This window comes from Streptomyces sp. TP-A0356, from assembly GCF_001417775.1.
GTDB lineage: Bacteria > Actinomycetota > Actinomycetes > Streptomycetales > Streptomycetaceae > Streptomyces.
Genome location: NZ_BBZJ01000014.1, coordinates 437,509 through 456,407 on the forward strand (window position 1 = coordinate 437,509; position 18,899 = coordinate 456,407).

General features: G+C 71.5%; 16 protein-coding genes and 1 riboswitch. Of the genes, 5 read left to right on the forward strand and 11 right to left on the reverse strand.

Annotated elements, in window-relative coordinates; translation table 11 throughout:
• Positions 1-57 precede the first annotated feature (57 nt).
• From ASC56_RS07905 to thrC, 6 genes are all read right to left on the reverse strand, one after another.
• Complete coding sequence (locus ASC56_RS07905) at positions 58-1,599, reverse strand: carboxylesterase/lipase family protein (protein WP_055490506.1); 1,542 nt, start codon at positions 1,597-1,599, stop codon at positions 58-60.
• Between the two features lie 237 nt (positions 1,600-1,836).
• On the reverse strand, positions 1,837-2,967 hold the full coding sequence (locus tag ASC56_RS07910; protein WP_055490507.1) for an NADH:flavin oxidoreductase: 1,131 nt from the start codon (positions 2,965-2,967) through the stop codon (positions 1,837-1,839).
• A gap of 211 nt (positions 2,968-3,178) precedes the next feature.
• A complete protein-coding gene (gene groL / locus ASC56_RS07915) occupies positions 3,179-4,801 on the reverse strand; it encodes a chaperonin GroEL (protein ID WP_055490508.1) in 1,623 nt (540 codons plus the stop codon).
• Between the two features lie 335 nt (positions 4,802-5,136).
• Positions 5,137-5,340, reverse strand: coding sequence for a cold-shock protein (locus ASC56_RS07920; protein WP_009339379.1), 204 nt, complete (start codon positions 5,338-5,340; stop codon positions 5,137-5,139).
• A 447-nt stretch (positions 5,341-5,787) separates the two neighbouring features.
• Positions 5,788-6,063 carry a MoaD/ThiS family protein gene (locus ASC56_RS07925; RefSeq protein WP_055490509.1) on the reverse strand — a complete coding sequence of 92 codons (276 nt, stop codon included), beginning with the start codon at positions 6,061-6,063 and terminating at the stop codon, positions 5,788-5,790.
• Between the two features lie 44 nt (positions 6,064-6,107).
• Positions 6,108-7,388 carry a threonine synthase gene (gene thrC, locus ASC56_RS07930; protein ID WP_055490510.1) on the reverse strand — a complete coding sequence of 427 codons (1,281 nt, stop codon included), beginning with the start codon at positions 7,386-7,388 and terminating at the stop codon, positions 6,108-6,110.
• An 18-nt stretch (positions 7,389-7,406) separates the two neighbouring features.
• A riboswitch (SAM riboswitch) is annotated at positions 7,407-7,563 on the reverse strand.
• Positions 7,564-7,754: 191 nt separating this feature from the next.
• Between thrC and ASC56_RS07935 the strand changes: the two genes are divergently transcribed.
• Both ASC56_RS07935 and ASC56_RS07940 read left to right on the forward strand, forming a co-directional pair.
• Positions 7,755-8,726: a glucosyl-3-phosphoglycerate synthase gene (locus tag ASC56_RS07935; RefSeq protein WP_055490511.1), complete on the forward strand. Its 972-nt coding sequence runs from the start codon at positions 7,755-7,757 to the stop codon at positions 8,724-8,726.
• 105 nt (positions 8,727-8,831) lie between these two features.
• Positions 8,832-10,259 carry a trehalose-6-phosphate synthase gene (locus ASC56_RS07940; protein ID WP_055490512.1) on the forward strand — a complete coding sequence of 476 codons (1,428 nt, stop codon included), beginning with the start codon at positions 8,832-8,834 and terminating at the stop codon, positions 10,257-10,259.
• A gap of 24 nt (positions 10,260-10,283) precedes the next feature.
• Here the strand turns inward: ASC56_RS07940 and otsB are convergent, their stop codons facing one another.
• The 3 genes from otsB to ASC56_RS07955 form a co-directional block, all read right to left on the reverse strand.
• A complete protein-coding gene (gene otsB, locus ASC56_RS07945) occupies positions 10,284-11,129 on the reverse strand; it encodes a trehalose-phosphatase (protein ID WP_055490513.1) in 846 nt (281 codons plus the stop codon).
• A 67-nt stretch (positions 11,130-11,196) separates the two neighbouring features.
• A complete protein-coding gene (locus ASC56_RS07950; protein WP_055490514.1) occupies positions 11,197-11,424 on the reverse strand; it encodes a DUF3263 domain-containing protein in 228 nt (75 codons plus the stop codon).
• 35 nt (positions 11,425-11,459) lie between these two features.
• Positions 11,460-12,683: an extracellular solute-binding protein gene (locus ASC56_RS07955; protein ID WP_079102374.1), complete on the reverse strand. Its 1,224-nt coding sequence runs from the start codon at positions 12,681-12,683 to the stop codon at positions 11,460-11,462.
• A gap of 172 nt (positions 12,684-12,855) precedes the next feature.
• On the opposite strand from ASC56_RS07955, the gene ASC56_RS07960 reads away from it, so the two are divergent.
• From ASC56_RS07960 to ASC56_RS07970, 3 genes are all read left to right on the forward strand, one after another.
• Complete coding sequence (locus ASC56_RS07960; protein WP_055490515.1) at positions 12,856-13,800, forward strand: ROK family protein; 945 nt, start codon at positions 12,856-12,858, stop codon at positions 13,798-13,800.
• Entirely contained in the window at positions 13,800-14,948 is a 1,149-nt protein-coding gene (nagA, locus tag ASC56_RS07965) for an N-acetylglucosamine-6-phosphate deacetylase (protein ID WP_055490516.1), read from the forward strand. The genes ASC56_RS07960 and nagA overlap by 1 nt, the downstream gene beginning before the upstream one ends.
• Before the next feature lie 182 nt (positions 14,949-15,130).
• A complete protein-coding gene (locus tag ASC56_RS07970) occupies positions 15,131-16,060 on the forward strand; it encodes a 1-phosphofructokinase family hexose kinase (RefSeq protein ID WP_055490517.1) in 930 nt (309 codons plus the stop codon).
• A 95-nt stretch (positions 16,061-16,155) separates the two neighbouring features.
• Here ASC56_RS07970 and ASC56_RS07975 read toward each other — a convergent pair whose 3' ends face one another.
• Positions 16,156-17,091 carry a CBM35 domain-containing protein gene (locus tag ASC56_RS07975; RefSeq protein WP_055490518.1) on the reverse strand — a complete coding sequence of 312 codons (936 nt, stop codon included), beginning with the start codon at positions 17,089-17,091 and terminating at the stop codon, positions 16,156-16,158.
• 117 nt (positions 17,092-17,208) lie between these two features.
• Positions 17,209-18,891 carry a diguanylate cyclase CdgB gene (cdgB, locus tag ASC56_RS07980; protein WP_055490519.1) on the reverse strand — a complete coding sequence of 561 codons (1,683 nt, stop codon included), beginning with the start codon at positions 18,889-18,891 and terminating at the stop codon, positions 17,209-17,211.
• Positions 18,892-18,899: the final 8 nt, after the last annotated feature.

An 18,899-nucleotide genomic window follows, 5' to 3' on the forward strand; every position in this document is an offset into this window, starting at 1 on the left:
GCAGCAATGCCAAGGCCCCTGACACCGCTGAGCGCCCGCGAGCCTCACCCGCCCGCCCTACGCGAGCAGCGGCAGCGCGGGGAACTCGTAGCCCTCCCACATCCGCCGCGACTCCTCCTCCGGATACGTGGTGACCTCGGGCCGTGCGTCGAGGATCTGCACCAGCCGCCGCTCGGTGTCGTACGCCGGCCAGCCCGGGTCGCCGGTCCTCGCGAACGCCGTCCAGGACGTCCGGAGGCGGGAGGACAGCGCCTCGGCCTCGGGCGAGGGTTCCACCCCCGCGAACAGCAGGTTGCCGAGATCGGCCCCGAACGTGCGGAACAGCAGCGGGATGTCGAGGCCGTGGCAGGCACCGAAAACGCCTCCGCTGCCCGGGGCCGGCCAGGTCAGTTCGTACCCGAACGCCCGGCCGCCGCCGGCCACCTGCGCCTCGGCCAGATGCAGGGAGGGCATACGGAAGAGCCAGTCGGACTGGACCCGTTCGTACAGCTCGTCGGGTGTGGCGTCGGGGAACGCGGCACGGTAGGCGCGCTCGCCGTCCGGGCCCGGCGCGAACAGACGCAGAGCCGCCGTCGCCTGCTCGTCGGTGATCTTCCCGAGCAGCCCGCCGAGGACCAGGAACAGCCGGAACTCCTCCCGGTTGTGCCCGGCGATCAGCTCGATGTCCCGGCCGGCCCCGGCCGCCAGCGCCCGCCAGGGGGTGGTGGGCAGGACCTCGCCGTCGACGACGGGCGAGAACGGGGTCATCGTGGGGGCGACCTGCCCCCACCGGTCCTGGTACTGGAGCATCTTCGTGCCCAACGCCTGCCCCGCGTCGGTCAGTCGGCGCGGGTCCACGGTCGCCAGGTCGGCGGCCGTCGGGCGCAGGCCCGCCTCCGCGGCGAGGGCGGTCGCGATGTCCCGGGCCAGCTCCTCGGAGAAGTAGGTGCCCGGCACGCTCTGGGCGATCGCCCGCCGGAACAGTCCGGCCGCGCGCGGCATGGCCAGCAGCGCGGCGATCGATCCGGCACCGGCCGACTCGCCGAAGACCGTGACCCGGTCGGGGTCGCCGCCGAACGCCGCGATGTTGTCGCGCACCCACTCCAGGGCGGCGACCTGGTCCAGCAGACCACGGTTGGCGGGGGCTCCCTCGACGAGGGCGAAACCCTCGGTTCCCACACGGTGGTTGAAGGTGACGACGACGAGGTCTCCGTCACGGGCGATGTGCTGGGCGTCGTAGCCGGGGCTGCCGGAGTGACCGACCTTGTAGGCGCCGCCGTAGACCCACACCATGACGGGACGGCGGGCGGCCGGGTCGGCCTCGGGAGTCCAGACGTTGACGGTCAGCCAGTCGTCGCCGAGGGGCACGTCCAGAACCCGGGTGCGTCCCTGGATCCCCATTTCCTGCGGGGGCGGCGGCCCGAAGGCGTACGCCTCACGCGTCCCCTCCCAGGCACGCACCGGGCGCGGCGCGGCGAAACGCGCCTCCCCCACCGGCGGCTGAGCGAACGGAATGCCGCGGAAGACCGCCAGCCCGTCCTCCCGGCGCCCGCGCACCGCACCGGCGGCGGTGCGCACCACCGGCCCGGCCGTCCGTCCGCGGGACTCGGCTGTCGTCATGATGACCCCTCACTGGTGACCGGGGCGGCCCCTCACGGAGCGCCGCTGAACAGGATGGCGCCAAGGGCCGGGCGGCCGCCGCCCGTTGAAGGGACGGCGACCACCCGGAGCCCGACGATCACAGGAACACTACGCCTCGGCCCCGGGGACCTCCGCTGCCCCGGCCCGCTCGCCCGGGTCCTGCACGCCAGGGCCGGGCGGCGGTCCCGCGAACGGGGCGCCGCCCGGCCGGAGGGCTCAGTGCAGCGTCTTCAGCGCCGCCGCGTCGTACGGCTCCAGTTCGCCGAAGCGACCCTGAAGGACCTTCTCCGCCCACTGCGGGTCCTGGAGCAGGGCACGGCCGATGGCGACCAGGTCGAACTCCTCCGACTCCAGTCGGTCCAGGAGGTCGTCGATGCCCCGCACGGCTGCGCCCTCCCCCTGGAACGCACGGAGGAAGTCACCGCCCAGGCCCACCGAACCGACGGTGATGGCCGGCTTGCCCGTGAGCTTCTTCGTCCAGCCCGCCAGATTGAGGTCCGAGCCGTCGAACTCCGGCAGCCAGTAGCGGCGGGTGGAGGCGTGGAAGGCGTCCACGCCGGCCGCGGCGAGCGGGGTGAGGATCGCCTCCAGTTCCTCGGGGCTCTGGGCGATCCGGACGTCGTACGCGTCCTGCTTCCACTGCGAATAGCGGAAGATGACCGGGAACTCCGGCGAGACCGAGTCCCGTACGGCCGCCACGATCTCCGCGGCGAACTTCGTACGGGCCACGAGGTCGCCGCCGTAGGCGTCGGTGCGGCGGTTGGTGCCCTCCCACAGGAACTGGTCGAGCAGATAGCCGTGCGCCCCGTGCAGCTCCACACCGTCGAAGCCGATCCGCTCGGCGGCGGCGGCCGCCTCGGCGAAGGCCGCGATCACGTCGTCCAGGTCCCGCTGCGTCATGGCCCTGCCCGTGCCCTCGGTGCCGTCGAGGCGGAGACCGGACGGGCCGACGGCCGGCGCGTCCGCGTAGGGCGGGTCGCCGGCCTTGCGCACCATGCCGATGTGCCACAGCTGCGGCACGATCGTGCCGCCCCCGGCGTGCACCGCCTCGGCGACCTTCGCCCAGCCCGCGAGCTGCTCCTCGCCGTGGAATCGCGGGACCCGGTCGCTCTGACCGGCCGAATCGTGGCCCACGTACGTGCCCTCGGTGACGATCAGGCCCACACCGGCGGCGGCGCGACGGGCGTAGTACGACACCACGTCCTCACCGGGCACGCCGCCCGGGGAGAACATGCGCGTCATCGGCGCCATCACGATCCGGTTGGGGACGGTCAGGCCGTTGAGGGAGACGGGACGGGAGAGGATCCGGGCCGCGCGGGAGGCGGCGTCGGGGGCGGTGACGGTCATGTGGGGAGCTCCTCGGCAGGGGACAGGTGGTACCAGTTGGTATGTGCGTATGCATCAAATGCCTGTGTACTGCTCAACCGAGCTGCCGGTACGGGGAATTCCGGCGGCCGGCCGCCTGTCCTGTGATCCCGGACACGCCAGAGGGCGGCACCCCCTGCTTCCAGGGAGTGCCGCCCTCGGTGGGAACGGACCGGGTCCGAGCCTGGCCGGCTCAGAAGTCCATGTCACCGCCCGGCATGCCGCCGCCGGCCGGCGCGGCGGCCTTCTCCGGCTTGTCGGCGATGACGGCCTCGGTGGTGAGGAACAGCGCGGCGATGGAGGCGGCGTTCTGCAGGGCGGAACGGGTCACCTTCGCCGGGTCGATGATGCCTTCCTTGATCAGGTCGACGTACTCACCGGTCGCGGCGTTCAGGCCGTGGCCCGGAGTCAGGTTGCGCACCTTCTCCACCACGACACCGCCCTCCAGGCCGGCGTTGACGGCGATCTGCTTCAGCGGAGCCTCGAGCGCCAGCTTGACGGCGGCGGCACCGGTGGCCTCGTCGCCCTCCAGCTCCAGCTTCTCGAAGACCTGGGAGGCCTGCAGCAGGGCCACGCCACCACCGGCGACGATGCCCTCCTCGACGGCCGCCTTGGCGTTGCGGACGGCGTCCTCGATGCGGTGCTTGCGCTCCTTGAGCTCCACCTCGGTAGCGGCACCGGCCTTGATGACGGCCACGCCGCCGGCCAGCTTCGCCAGGCGCTCCTGCAGCTTCTCACGGTCGTAGTCGGAGTCGCTGTTCTCGATCTCGGCGCGAATCTGGTTCACGCGGCCCTGCACCTGCTCCGGGGAGCCGGCGCCGTCGACGATCGTGGTCTCGTCCTTGGTCACGACGACCTTGCGGGCGCGGCCCAGGAGGTCCAGGGTCGCGTTCTCCAGCTTGAGGCCGACCTCCTCGGAGATGACCTCGCCGCCCGTGAGGATGGCGATGTCGCCGAGCATGGCCTTGCGGCGGTCGCCGAAGCCCGGGGCCTTGACGGCGACGGACTTGAAGGTGCCGCGGATCTTGTTGACGACCAGGGTCGACAGGGCCTCGCCCTCGACGTCCTCGGCGATGATCAGCAGCGGCTTGCCCGACTGCATGACCTTCTCCAGGAGCGGGAGCAGGTCCTTGACCGAGGAGATCTTCTGGTTGGCGATCAGGATGTACGGGTCGTCGAGGACGGCCTCCATACGCTCCATGTCGGTGGCGAAGTACGCCGAGATGTAGCCCTTGTCGAAGCGCATGCCCTCGGTGAGCTCCAGCTCCAGACCGAAGGTCTGCGACTCCTCGACGGTGATGACGCCTTCCTTGCCGACCTTGTCCATGGCCTCGGCGATGAGCTCGCCGATCTGGGTGTCGGCGGCGGAGATGGAGGCCGTGGAGGCGATCTGCTCCTTGGTCTCGACGTCCTTCGCCTGCTCCAGCAGGGCGGCGGAGACGGCCTCGACGGCCTTCTCGATACCGCGCTTCAGGGCCATCGGGTTGGCACCGGCGGCCACGTTGCGCAGGCCCTCGCGGACCAGCGCCTGGGCGAGCACGGTCGCGGTGGTCGTACCGTCACCGGCGACGTCGTCCGTCTTCTTGGCGACTTCCTTGACCAGCTCGGCGCCGATCTTCTCGTACGGGTCCTCGAGCTCGATCTCCTTGGCGATGGAGACACCGTCGTTGGTGATCGTGGGGGCACCCCACTTCTTCTCGAGGACGACGTTGCGGCCCTTGGGGCCGAGGGTCACCTTGACGGCGTCCGCGAGCTGGTTCATGCCGCGCTCGAGGCCGCGCCGCGCCTCCTCGTCGAACGCGATGATCTTGGCCATGTGAAGTGGTCCCTCCAGGACTGGGGGTGATTACTTCGGACCGCGCCCGCGCCCGCGACGGACGGCCCAGGCCGGAGGTTCCTTGCCCCTCCCGGCCCGCGGCCTCACCGACCCGGTCCTTCTTTGTCACTCTCACCATCAGAGTGCTAACGCCAATGATTAGCACTCGCCCCTGCCGAGTGCAAGCGGCATCCAGGGATGGGCAGGTAAACACAGGTGTACGGGGGCGCACGATCTGCGCGTGCCCCGGTGCCCGGACAGACCGAGGGGCTCGTACCCCGAACGGGATACGAGCCCCTCGACACGTCGAACAGTTCAGTCGTCGGCGCGCAACCTCAGCCCGCCAGGCGGACCATGTCCGCCTGCGGCCCCTTCTGACCCTGCGAGATCTCGAACTCGACCCGCTGGCCCTCTTCCAGGGTGCGGTAGCCGTCCATCTGGATCGCGCTGTAGTGGACGAAAACATCCGCACCACCGTCGACCGCGATGAAGCCGTACCCCTTCTCCGCGTTGAACCACTTGACGGTGCCCTGAGCCATGCCTAACTCCCCTATTACTGGCCCTTGCACAGATCCACACTTCGCGGATCCGGGTCAGACCTCACCCCCCAACGGTTGGGGGCGTGCGCCGGAACGCGTCGACCGCGGCTGAATGTATCTGTCCAACTGCCCTCTGCAACAGGTCAATCGGACGAGAATTCAGGACGCGACCGGTCGGGAATGTACGAAGAATTCGCCCGAATTCAGGGCAAGTCGGGCCCCGCAAAAGGAATGAATGGCGCAAAAGCCCTGCACAGTTTGGCTGCTTCTTGTCGGGTGTGCGCCGGGAAGCCGGTGCGCCCGCCGGTAAACCGCGGGCGAGTTCCCCAACTGTACCGTGCTCAACCATGCAGAATTGCCCCCTCCGCTTCTCTCGCGGAGAGGGCAATTCGATGAACTCCCGGTGTTCGGCGTTACCGAGGGTAATGACGGGACCGGTGAGTGATGTCAGCCGCCCGCGACGGCCGGGATGATCGACACGCCCGCGCCGTCCGGCGTCGCCGTCTCCAGACCCTGCTCGAAGCGGACGTCGTCGTCGTTCACGTACACGTTGACGAACCGGCGCAGCTTGCCCTGGTCGTCCAGAACGCGGGCCGCGATGCCGGTGTGGTTCTTCTCCAGGTCGGCGATGACCTCGCCGAGGGTCGCGCCCTCGGCGCCCACCTCGGCCTGGCCGCCGGTGTAGGTGCGCAGGATGGTCGGGATGCGGACGGTGACGCTCATGGGGTTTGACCTCCGGTCGGGGTACGGCTGGCGGGACGGGCGGTTCAGACGAGCCCGGCTTCGCGGAACGAGTCGAGGTTCGGGCGGATCGTGGCGGTCAGCCCGGTACCGGCCACCGCGTCCAACGTCTTGAGGCCGTCGCCGGTATTGAGGACCACCGTCGTCTTCGCCGGGTCGAGTACACCGCTCTCGACGAGTTTGCGCGTGACACCGACGGTCACACCACCGGCCGTCTCCGCGAAGATGCCCTCGGTCCGCGCCAGCAGCTTGATCGCGTCCACGATCTGCTCGTCCGTCACGTCCTCCACCGCACCCCCGGTGCGGCGGGCGATGTCGAGGACGTACGGGCCGTCCGCCGGGTTGCCGATCGCCAGCGACTTGGCGATCGTGTCCGGCTTCTGCGGCCGTACGACGTCGTGGCCCGCCTTGAACGCGGTCGACACCGGCGAGCAGCCCTCGGCCTGCGCACCGAAGATCTTGTACGGCTTGTCCTCGACGAGCCCGAGCCTGATCAGCTCCTGCAGGCCCTTGTCGATCTTCGTCAGCTGCGAGCCCGAGGCGATCGGGACCACGATCTGGTCCGGCAGCCGCCAGCCCAGCTGCTCGGCGATCTCGTACGCCAGGGTCTTGGAGCCCTCCGCGTAGTACGGACGGAGGTTGACATTGACGAAGCCCCAGCCCTCGCCGGCCGGGTCGCCGATCAGCTCGGAGCAGAAGCGGTTCACGTCGTCGTAGTTGCCCTCGATGCCGACGAGGTCGCCGCCGTAGATCGCGGCCATGACGACCTTGCCCTGCTCCAGGTCGTGCGGGATGAAGACGCAGGAGTGGAAGCCCGCGCGGGCCGCCGCGGCGCCGACCGCGCCCGCGAGGTTGCCGGTGGAGGAGCAGGAGAGGGTGGTGAAGCCGAAGACCCGCGCCGCCTCCAGCGCCTGGGCGACCACGCGGTCCTTGAAGGAGTGCGTCGGGTTACCGGAGTCGTCCTTCACATACAACCCGCCGGTCACGCCCAGCTCGCGCGCGAGGTTGTCGGCCTTGACGAGCTTGGTCCAGCCCGGGTTGAGGTTCGGCTTGCCGGCGACGTCCGCCGGGACCGGCAGGAGCGGCGCATAGCGCCAGATGTTCGCGGGGCCCGCCTCGATCCGCTTCCGCAGTTCCTCGGTGTCGTAGCCCGAGAAGTCGTACGCGATTTCCAGCGGGCCGAAACACTCCTCGCAGGCGAAGACCGGGCCGAGCGGCACGCGGTGGCCGCACTCGCGGCAGGACAGAGCCGCGGCGGGACCGAGGTCCACGGAGTCGGTGGTGCTGGCGACAGTCTGCACAGCCATGTCAGGCGAGGCCCTTTCTCCTCATCTTCCTCACGACGCACCTCGCCGTGAGACGGATTTGGCACCTTCCCTAGTCGGGAGCCTCGCCGAGACGATCAGGAGTGATCTACGAGAGCCGACTGGAGGGTTGCCGGGGCTTCATCGGGCCGTGTCCCTCTGCCCCTCTGGATGAGCTGTATGCGGTTGTTTCACTCGTGCGATACCCGGCGACCTCCGACATGCGATGGTCACCGGCGTTGTTCAAGACTGTAACCGAAGGCCAGGAGAGTTGAGATAGCCGTCCGAACCGCGAGATGGATCAGACAGAGAACCGTTTGAAGACCCCTTTGCCCACCTCCGTCGAACGAACGTGAGGAGCCGCAGACTGTGCTGGAAGAAGTCGAGCGTTGGCTGAGCACCCGCTCCTGGTCCGTGACCGATCGCCCGCTCCACAAGATCCTTGCCGCCAAGCGCGCATCTGGCTCTTCGGTCAGCGTCGTGCTGCCCGCGCTCAACGAGGAGGAGACGGTGGGCGAGATCGTCGCCGTCATCCGCCACGACCTCATGCACCAGGTTCCCCTCGTCGACGAGATCGTCGTCGTCGACTCGGGCTCGACGGACCGCACGTCCGAGGTCGCCGCGGCGGCCGGCGCGACGGTGGTGCACCGCGACGCGATCCTGCCGCGCCTGCCGGCCTTGCCCGGCAAGGGCGAGGTGCTGTGGCGCTCCCTCCTGGTCACCAGCGGTGACATCGTCTGCTTCATCGACGCGGACCTGAAGGAGTTCTCGTCGGACTTCGTCTCCGGGATCGTGGGCCCCCTGCTCACCGACCCGGGCGTGGACCTGGTCAAGGCGATGTACGACCGGCCGCTGACCGTCTCCGACGGGCGCGCCTCCGGCACGGCCGCGGCGGGCCAGGGCGGCCGCGTCACGGAACTGATGGCGCGCCCGCTCCTCAACATGCACTGGCCGCAGCTCGCCGGCTTCGTACAGCCGCTCGGCGGCGAGTACGCGGCCCGCCGCTCCCTGCTGGAACGGCTTCCGTTCCCGGTCGGGTACGGGGTCGAGCTGGGCATGCTGGTCGACGCCCTGCATCTGGTGGGCCTGGACGCCCTGGCCCAGGTCGACGTCGGGGTGCGCAAACACCGCCACCAGGACGGCCAGGCGCTGGGCCGCATGGCCGCCGCGATCTACCGCACCGCCCAGCTCCGCCTGGCCCGCGGCCATCTGATCCGTCCCGCGCTCACCCAGTTCGTACGGAGCGAGGGGGGTTTCGAGCCACGGACGTACTCGGTGGACACGGAGGAGAGGCCACCGATGACGGAGATCGCGGAGTACCTGGAACGGAAGGCGGCCTGAGCCTTTCCGCGCACGGGCGCGACCGCGACACCCCCGCTGTGTGCGGCTCCGCATACGGCCGAACCGCACGTTTGAGCGTTTCCGCACCGGGCTAGGTTTGGTGGCATGGCTTCGCATGCGGCTTCCGTTCTCGTCGCCTCCAACCGCGGCCCGGTCTCGTACTCCCTGGACGAGACCGGGGCGCTCACCGCCAGGCGCGGCGGAGGCGGACTCGTGTCGGGCTTGTCGGCGATCGGCCCGGACACGGACGCGGTCTGGGTGTGCTCCGCCCTCGGCGACGCCGACCGGGAGGCCGTACGGCGGACGGGCGGGGCGCTCGATCCGGCCGACACCGGCGGACAGCGGGTACGGATGCTCGACATCGACCCGCAGGTGCACGCGGCCGCGTACAACGGCATCGCGAACTCGGTGCTGTGGTTCGTGCACCACATGCTGTACCAGACGCCGCTGGAGCCGATCTTCGACGCGGAGTTCCGGCGGCAGTGGGCGGCGTACGAGACGTACAACCGCGCGTTCGCCGAGGCTCTGGCCCAGGAGGCGGCCGAGGGCGCGGCGGTGCTGATCCAGGACTACCACCTCACCCTGGCCCCCCGGATGCTCCGCGAGCTGCGGCCCGACCTGCGGATCGGCCACTTCTCGCACACGCCGTGGGCGCCGCCGGAGTACTTCCGTCTGCTGCCCGACGACATCGCGGCGCAGGTGCTCGGCGGGATCCTCGGCGCGGACCGGGCGGCGTTCCTCACGCAGCGCTGGGCGGACGCGTTCACCGACTGCTGTCACGCGGTGCTCGGCCCCGGCATCCCGTCGGGCACGCGCATCGGCGTGCACGGGCTGGGCGCGGACGCCGACTTCCTGCGCGAGCGGGCCCACCAGCCGGACGTGGGCGAGCGCATGGCCGTACTGCGCAAGCAGATCGGCTCGGCCCCCGACGGGGGCCCCCGCAAGACGATCGTGCGGGTGGACCGCACGGAGCTGTCGAAGAACATCGTGCGCGGGCTGCTGGCGTACGAGGAACTGCTTCGGTCGCGTCCGGAGTGGCGCGAACGGGTCGTCCACGTCGCCTTCGCCTACCCCTCCCGTCAGGACCTGGCCGTCTACCGCGAGTACACGGCGGAGGTCCAGCGGGTGGCGACGGAGATCAACTCCCGCTACGGGACGCCGGGGTGGATCCCGGTGGAGCTGCACGTGAAGGACGACTTCGCGCGCTCGCTGGCCGCGTACCGGCTGGCTGACGTGGCCTTCGTGAACCCCATCCGGGACGGTATGAACCTCGTCGCCAAGGAGGTCCCGGTGGTCTCCGACCAGGGCTGCGTGCTGGTGCTGTCCCGGGAGGCGGGGGCGTACGAGGAACTGGCCGAGGACGCGGTGGCGGTGAACCCCTACGACATCGGGGGCATGGCTCAGGCGCTGCACACGGCGCTGTCGATGGGGCCGGGGGAGCGTGCGGAGCGCGCGAAGCGGCTTGCCGCGCAGGCTACGGCGCTTCCCCCGGCTCGGTGGTTCTTGGATCAGTTGGCCGCGTTGGAGGGTTGAGCGGTGGGGCCCGGTGGGGCGCGTTCAGTCCAGCTCCTGTGCCAATGACCTCAACAGCCGTACGACCCCCTCCGGGCCGTCGACCACCAGGTCCGCCCGCTCCGCCAGCTCGGTGACCTCCTCGCTGCCGCTGCACACCAGCAGGCCCGGGACGCCGTCGGAGCGGAGCTTGTCGACCGCGGCGAAGGCGGGGAGGTCGCCGAGGTCGTCGCCCGCGTACATCACCGCTCCGGCGCCGATCTCGCGGACGTACTCCAGCAGGGCCACGCCCTTGTCCATGCCCGGCGGGCGCAGCTCCAGAACCATGCGGCCGGGTTCGACGATCAGTCCGTGGCGGGTGGCGAGGTCGGCGAGGGGCTCGCGGAGGGCCTCGAAGGCGGCTTGCGGATCGTCGGCGCGGCGGGTGTGCACCGCGACGGCGCGCCCCTTCTCCTCGATCCAGGTGCCGTGCCAGGCGCCGATCCGTTCGAGGAGGCCGGGGAGTTCGGCCCGGACGGCGGCGACGCCGGGGTGCGGGGCGGGGGCCTTGACGGTACCGGTGCGGGCGTCCCAGCGTTCGGCACCGTAATGGCCCAGGACGACGAGGTGGTCGAGTCCGGGGACGCCCGCGAAGCCGCCGTAGCGGACGGCGACACCGGCGGGGCGGCCGGTGACGACCGCGATGGAGGCGACCTTCGGAGCGAGGGCCGCGAGGGCGGGGACCGCGTCCGGGTGGGCGCGGGCCTGGTCGGGGTCGGGGACGATCGGGGCGAGCGTCCCGTCGAAGTCGAACGCGAGGACGGCCCGGTCGGGCCGGGCGAGGATGGCGTCGAGTCCGTCGCGCCCGGCCGCAGTGGCGGGCGTCGGCAAGGAATCCGTGTGGCTGCCCATGGGACGACCCTATCCGGGCGGGGGCGGGCGCACCCATGGCTCATGGGTGCGCGCCGAGGCGTCCCGCTCAGCGCTCCGCGCGGCGGGACTCCCGCACCCGGCGCAGCCGGTTGACGGTCACCGGGGCGTGGGCGAGGGCCCTCGGGTCGTCGAGGAGGGCGTTGAGCAGCTGGTAGTAGCGCACGGGGGCGAGCCCCAGCCGCTCACGTATGGCACGCTCCTTGGCCCCCGGCCCGGAGAAGCTGCGCCCCTCCAGAGCGAGGATGGCCTTTTCGCGGGAGGTGAGCTCTTCCATGGGGGGAACGGTAATCGGCGGGTCCGACATCCGCCCTAGCCGGCGGAGGCGCTGTCGGCCGTCACCGCCGCCCGCTGCAGCTGGCCCAGGATCGCCGCCGGGCTGCCGTCCGGGCCGACGGCCTTGCCTATCCGCTTCTTGATCTCCGCGCTGACGCCCGCCCAGGACGTCTTGCCGACCGGGTACAGCTCCGAGCTCGGCAGCTCCTGCAGGAACGGCGCGAGATCCGCGTCCTGGGGCGAGGCCGCCATGGTCTCCTGCGCCGAGTTGGTCACCGGCAGCAGGTCGTACTCGCGCGAGAAGTCCAGGACGTTCTTCTCGTCGTACACGTAGTCGAGGAAGGTGCGGATCTGGTCCTGGTGGCCGTTCTGCCTGAACGCCGTCATCCAGTCCGCCACGCCCATCGTCGACTTCGCCCGGCCGTTGATCCCGGGCATCGGCACCATGCCGAACTGCACGCCCTTGGCCGCGGCCGCCTTCATCAGGGAGGGGTGGCCGTTCAGCATGCCGACCTCGCCACGGGTGAAGGCGGTGAAGGCGTCGGCGCGGTTCAGCTGCGCCGGGGGCACCGGGCCGGTCAGCCCCTTGCCCACCAGTTCGTCCTTCAGCCAGGTGAAGGTGGCCACGTTCTGCGTGGAGTCGAGGTTGTAGGAGCCGAAGCCGTCCAGATAGCCGTCACCGCCGCTCAGCAGCCACTGCATCGTCTCCGCCTGCGCCTCCTCCGGTCCCAGCGGCAGGGCGTAGGGGAACTTCACGCCCTTGGCCTTGAGGGCACGCGCGTCCGCCGCCAGTTCGCTCCAGGTCGTCGGCGGGGTGATGCCCGCCTCGGAGAACAGCGTCCTGTTGTAGAAGAGGAGCCGCGTGGACGCCGCGAACGGCATGCCGTACTGGACGCGGTTCACCTTCCCCGCGTCGCTCAGCTCCGAGGCGAAGTCCGCCTGGGAGGGGATCGAGAGCACCTCGTCGGCCCGGTACAGCCTGCCCGCCGCCGCGTAGTCCGCGTACGCCCCGATCTGCGCCATGTCGGGCGCGTCGCCGGCGGCGACCATCTCCGTCACCTTGCGGTCCACGTCGTTCCAGGAGTAGACGCTGACCTCGACCTTGATACCGGAGTGCTCCGCCTCGAAGCCGCGGACCAGCTGGTCCCAGTACTTCTTGGAGCTGTTGGCCGACGAGTCCCCGTAGTCCGCGGCCACCAGCCGCAGCGTCACTCCCCCGGATCCGCCCGCGCCCGAGCAGCTCACCAGCGCCCCCGTCATACCCAGCGCGGACACCGCCGCCACCAGACCCCTGCCCCATGCCGTCCCACGCGCCCCGCGCCCCTGCACCCTCTAGCCCAACCCTGCCGTCTCGCCATTCGGAATATCAACATAAGGTCTACACCACGTGAGTGGACTAGACCTCTTCGGGTATCCGGGCCACACTGTCCCCGTGAGACATGTCATCGCCCTCGATGTGGGCGGCACCGGGATGAAGGCCGCCCTGGTAGGCGCGGGGGGCGAGCTGCTGTACCAGGCGCGCCGGGCCACCGGACGCGAGCGCGGGCCCGACGCCGTGGTGGAGTCGATCCTCGGTTTCGCCGCCGATCTGCGCGCGCACGGCGAGCGGCACTTCGGCCGATCCGCGGCCGCCGCGGGCGTCGCCGTGCCCGGCATCGTCGACGCGGAGCGCGGCGTGGCGGCCTACTCGGCCAACCTCGGGTGGCGCGACGTACCCCTGCGCGACCTGCTCGGCCGCCGGCTCGACGGCGCTCCGGTCGCGCTCGGGCACGACGTGCGCACCGGCGGGCTCGCCGAGGGCCGCATCGGCGCGGGCAAGGGAGCGGACCGCTTCCTGTTCGTGCCCCTGGGCACCGGCATCGCGGGTGCCATCGGCATCGGCGGCGGCGTCGAGGCCGGCGCCCATGGCTTCGCGGGCGAGATCGGCCACATCGTCGTACGGCCCGGCGGGACTCCCTGTCCCTGTGGTCAGCGCGGCTGTCTGGAGCGGTACGCGTCCGCCTCGGCCGTCAGCCAGGCCTGGGCCGCGGCCTGCGACGATCCGGAGGCGGACGCGGCCGACTGTGCGCGGGCCGTCGCGGCCGGGGACCCGAACGCCGTCCGGGTCTGGCGGGAGGCGGTGGACGCGCTCGCCGACGGGCTGGTCACCGCCCTCACCCTGCTGGACCCGCGCACGCTCATCATCGGTGGCGGGCTCGCGGAGGCGGGGGAAACGTTGTTCACACCGCTGCGGGACGCGGTCCGGCGGCGGGTCACCTTCCAGAAGCTCCCGTCGATCGTCCCCGCGGCACTGGGGGACACCGCCGGATGCCTGGGCGCGGGGCTCCTCGCCTGGGATCTCCTCGTAACCACCGACCGTTCGGAGGTATCCGCCTGATGGCCCCCAGCAAGGTTCTCGCCGGCGCCCGGGTGGTGCTTCCCACCGGGATCGTGACCGACGGCCGCGTCGTCGTCGAGGGCACGCGGATCGCCGGGGCGGCTCCTGGGAACGAGCACGCCGAGATCATCGACGTACGGGACCACTGGCTGGTCCCCGGCTTCGTCGACATGCACAACCACGGGGGCGGCGGCGCGTCCTTCTCGGGCACGGCCGACGACATCCTCACGGCCGTCCGCACCCACCGGCTGCACGGCACCACCACCCTCGTCGCCTCGACCGTCACCGATGACATGGACGTCCTCGTCAAGCAGGCCGGGCTGCTGTCCGAGCTCGCCGAGCAGGGCGACATCGCCGGCATCCACTTCGAGGGGCCGTTCATCTCGCCCTGCCGCAAGGGCGCGCACTCCGCGGCACTGCTGCGCGACCCCGATCCGGCGGAGGTCCGCAAGCTGATCGACGCGGGCCGCGGCCGGGCGAGCATGGTCACGCTCGCCGCCGAACTGCCCGGCGGCATCGACTCCGTACGGCTGCTCGCCGAGCACGGTGTGATCGCGGCGATCGGGCACACGGACGCGACGTACGAGCAGACGGTGGAGGCGATCGACGCGGGCGCGACCGTGGCGACCCACCTGTTCAACGCGATGCCGCCGCTCGGCCACCGCACCCCCGGGCCCGTCGCCGCCCTCCTGGAGGACGAGCGGATCACGGTCGAACTGATCGACGACGGCACGCACCTCCACCCGGCCGCCCTGCAGCTGGCGTTCCATCACGCGGGCGCCGGACGCGTGGCCTTGATCACGGACGCGATGGACGCGGCCGGGATCGGTGACGGCCGGTACATGCTCGGCCCGCTGGAGGTCGAGGTCAGCGAGGGCGTGGCACGCCTGGTGGAGGGCGGCTCGATCGCGGGCTCGACGCTCACCCTGGACCGCGCGTTCCAGCGGGCGGTCACCGTCGACCGGCTGCCGGTGGAGGACGTCGTGGCGGCCATCTCGGCGAACCCGGCCAGGCTGCTGGGCGTCTACGACCGGGTGGGCTCCCTGGAGCCCGGAAAGGACGCCGACCTGGTGCTGTTGGACGCCGGGTTCGGCCTCAAGGGCGTGATGCGCCGCGGCGAGTGGGTGGTCGATCCCCAACTGGGATGATTCATCCGCTTGTTGACATACGGCGGTCGGCCCGGGGGACTGGGCCGACCGCCGACTCATTTGGCATGATCGAGCCTCCGCACACCGCCGGCGGCTAGCGCACTCTGGAATCCCGGACGTCAGGACACCGACGGTCGGAGGCACGGGGCGCGCCGCCATGAGTTTCGAGGGAGGTCCCCCAGGTGATCCTGACGGTCACGCTGAACACCGCTCTCGACATCACCTATCGCGTACGAGCGCTCAGGCCGCACACCTCGCACCGGGTGACCGAGGTGACCGAACGGCCCGGCGGCAAGGGCCTGAACGTGGCCCGGGTGCTCGCCGCGCTCGGCCACGAGGTGACCGCCACGGGCTTCGCGGGCGGCGCGACGGGCCGCTCCCTGAGGGACCGGCTCGCGCGCACGCCCGGCGTCGTGGACGCGCTCGTCGCGGTCGAGGGCGCCACCCGGCGCACCATCGCCGTGGCGGACGGGACGACCGGCGACACCACCCAGCTCAACGAGCCCGGCCCGGTGATCGCGCCCGCCGAGTGGGCGGCCTTCCTGGACGCGTACGGGGATCTGGTGCGCTCGGCCGCGGCGGTGGCCCTGTGCGGCAGCCTGCCACCGGGGGTGCCGGTGGGGGCGTACGCCCAACTGGTGCGCACCGCACGTGCCGTGGGGGTGCCCGTCCTGCTCGACACGAGCGGCGAGCCGCTGCGCCGCGGGGTCGCCGCCCGCCCGGACATCGTCAAGCCCAACGCCGACGAGCTGGCCGAACTCACCGGCTCCCACGAGCCGTCGCAGGCCACTCGGGACGCCCGTCGGCGCGGGGCGCACACCGTGGTCGCCTCACTGGGCGCCGACGGTCTGCTCGCCGTGAACTCGGAGGGGCGCTGGCGGGCCGTCCCGCCGCGTCGGATCCAGGGCAATCCGACGGGCGCGGGCGACTCGGTGGTCGCGGGCCTGCTGTCGGGCCTGGTGGAGCACCTGTCGTGGCCACGGCGCCTGGCCCGGGCGGTGGCCCTGTCCGCGGCGACGGTCCTGGCGCCCGTGGCGGGCGAGTTCGACCGCCGAACGTACGAGGAACTGCTGGGCCAGGTGGCGGTGACGGGCGAGGCGACGGCGGCCTGACCTCCCTGCGGCGTCACGCCGGGGGCGCAGCCCGGGGCGTCTGCTGCTTCGACGCCCACGGGGGATCGGCTGGTTCGAAGGCCCCGGGGGGCCGACTAGTTGGACCAGCCCTTCGTCAGCCACAGCTGGTCGAGGTAGGCGTTGCACTGGTTCCCCTGCTCGCAGGAGATCCTGACCGTATTGGTGCCCTTGTTGAGCTGGATGTAGTTGTACGTCTTCGTCCAGCCCTTCTCCCAGTCGCCCTGGGGCGCCTGCGCCCAGTTCTTCAGCTTGAGGGGGGTCGTCTGCGGCGTGCCGTTGACGGTGAGGGTGGCGGTGGCGTCGACGCCGGGCACGCCGTAGCCGGTGTGCAGGGTGTACTTGCCGGTCGAGGGGACGTCCACGCTCCAGGTCACGGCGGCGCCGACGTTGTTGAAGCCCGCCACGTAGACACCGCCGCCGGCCGAGGCGCCCTTGACGTCGGACGCGGTGGTGGCGGTGCCCTCCAGACGCAGCGCCTTGGCGTCGATCGTCGGCAGCTTGGTGTCGTCCGCCGACTGGCTGGCGGACTGGCTCGGGGACGTGCTCTGGGCGGACGACGGGCTGGAGCCCGCCTGGGCGCCGTTCTTGCTGCCGTCCGAGTTGCCGCCCGTCATGGCGATCCCGATGCCGATCACGACCGCGGCGACCACCGCGATCGCGCCGATCAGCAGCCCCTTCGTGTTGGGGCCCCGGCCGCGGCCACCGCCCGCGCCCACCGGCGCCTGCCGGGTCGTGGGCGTGCCGCCGGGCACGGTCTCGGGCGCGGCGTAGTGCGCGTTCGGCTGACCGTAGGCCTGCTGGTGCGGGACCTGGCCGTAGGCGGCGGTCGGGGCCTGGGCAGCCGGCTGACCGTACTGGCGCTGGCCGACCGCGCGCACTCTGTTGACGGAGCCCGGATAGCCGTAGCCGCCGGAGGGCGGCTGGGCGCCGTTGGCCTGACCGTCGGCGTAGAGGTAGCCGAACGGGTCGTCGTCCTCGGGCGTGCTCGCGCCGTTGTTGCCGGGCGTCATCCCTAGGTACTCCTCAGCAGGTGCGGGTCCAGATGCGTGTGTGGCTGAATGGCGAGCCTACCCGCTCCGGCGGCCCCAAACGGGTGTTCTTCCCATCACCCACACACTGACCTGGGTTTACCCGGCGCGGCGGTGCTGTTTGGGACGAGACCGTTTCTCCACGTACATCCGCTCGTCAGCGGACTTCAGCACTTCGTCCGCCGTCATGCCGCAATGCGCCCAGCCGATGCCGAAGCTGGCGCCGACCCGCATGGCGCGGCCGTCCACCCGGATGGGCTGGATGATCTCGTTGCGCAGGCGGACCGCGAGGTCCTGGGCGTCGGCCTTGCCGAGCCCGTCGGCGAGCACGACGAACTCGTCGCCGCCGAGCCGGGCGACCGTGTCCCCGTCGCGCACGCCCTGGCTGAGGCGCCGGGCCACCTCGATGAGGACGGCGTCGCCCGCGTTGTGCCCGAAGCGGTCGTTGATCGACTTGAAGCCGTCGAGGTCGCAGAAGAGCACCGCGAGCCCCTTGGTGCCGTCGTCGGTGTCGGTGTCCGGGGCGACGGTGTGCACATGGTGGTCGAAGGCGTCGTACGGTCCCGGGCCGGCGTCGAAGTCGAAGGCGTGCCCGCTTCCGCTCCCGTCGTACGCCGCCGGGTGGTCCGCGCCGTAGCCGCCGAAGGCGGCGTCCAGGGAGGCGGCCGCGCCGGGCGGCAGGGACTGCGGGCGCTGACACAGCCGCGCGGACAGGCGGGAGCGCAGCTCGGCGGAGTTGGGCAGGCCGGTGAGCGAGTCGTGCGAGGCCCGGTGGGCGAGCTGCAGCTCGCGGCGCTTGCGCTCCTCGATGTCCTCGACGTGGGTGAGCAGGAAGCGGGGCCCGTCGGCGGCGTCGGCGACGACGGAGTTGCGCAGGCTGACCCAGACGTATGTGCCGTCGCGCCGGCCCAGCCGCAGCTCGGCCCGGCCGCCTTCCGCGGAGGTCCGCAGGAGCGTGCCGATGTCCTCCGGGTGGACGAGGTCCGAGAACGAGTAGCGGCGCATGGCGGAGGCGGGCCGGCCGAGGAGCCGGCACAGCGCGTCGTTGGTCCGCAGGATCCGGCCGTGCTGGTCGCCACCCATCTCGGCGATGGCCATGCCGGAGGGGGCGTACTCGAAGGCCTGCCGGAAGGACTCCTCGCTGGCGCGCAGGGCCTGCTGCTCCCGCTCCAGGCGGACGAGGGCGCGCTGCATGTTGGCCCTCAGACGGGCGTTGCTGATGGCGATGGCGGCCTGGAAGGCGTACATCTGGAGCGCCTCGCGGCCCCAGGCGCCGGGCCGCCGCCCGTTGCGCGGCCGGTCCACGGAGATGACCCCGATGAGTTCACCGGAGGCACCGCCCTGGACGCCCGGGGTGTACATGGGCGCGAAGAGGCGGTCGGAGGGGTGCCACTCGTCCTCGAAGCGTGGCTCGGGCCCGTCGGTGTACCACTGCGGCACGTCGTCCTCGTCGAGGATCCAGCCCTCGGTGTGCGGTATGAAGCGCAGGTCGCCCCAGGCCTCCCCCATGGTGAGCCGGCGCTCCCAGGAGGCGCGGGAGCCGACCCGGCCGGTGATCAGCGCCTCGGCTGCGGAATTCCCGGCGAGTGCGGCGACGACGAGGTCACCGTCGGGGCGTACGAGGTTGACGGCGGCCAGCTCGTAGCCGAGGCCGTTGACGATGCCGTCGGCGACGGTCTGCAGCGTGTCCGCCAGACTGCGGGCGGTGTTCATGTCCGCCATCACCTGGTGCAGCTGCCGCAGGGTCGTGAGACGGACATACGGCTCCGACTCGGTCTCCATTCGCCCTC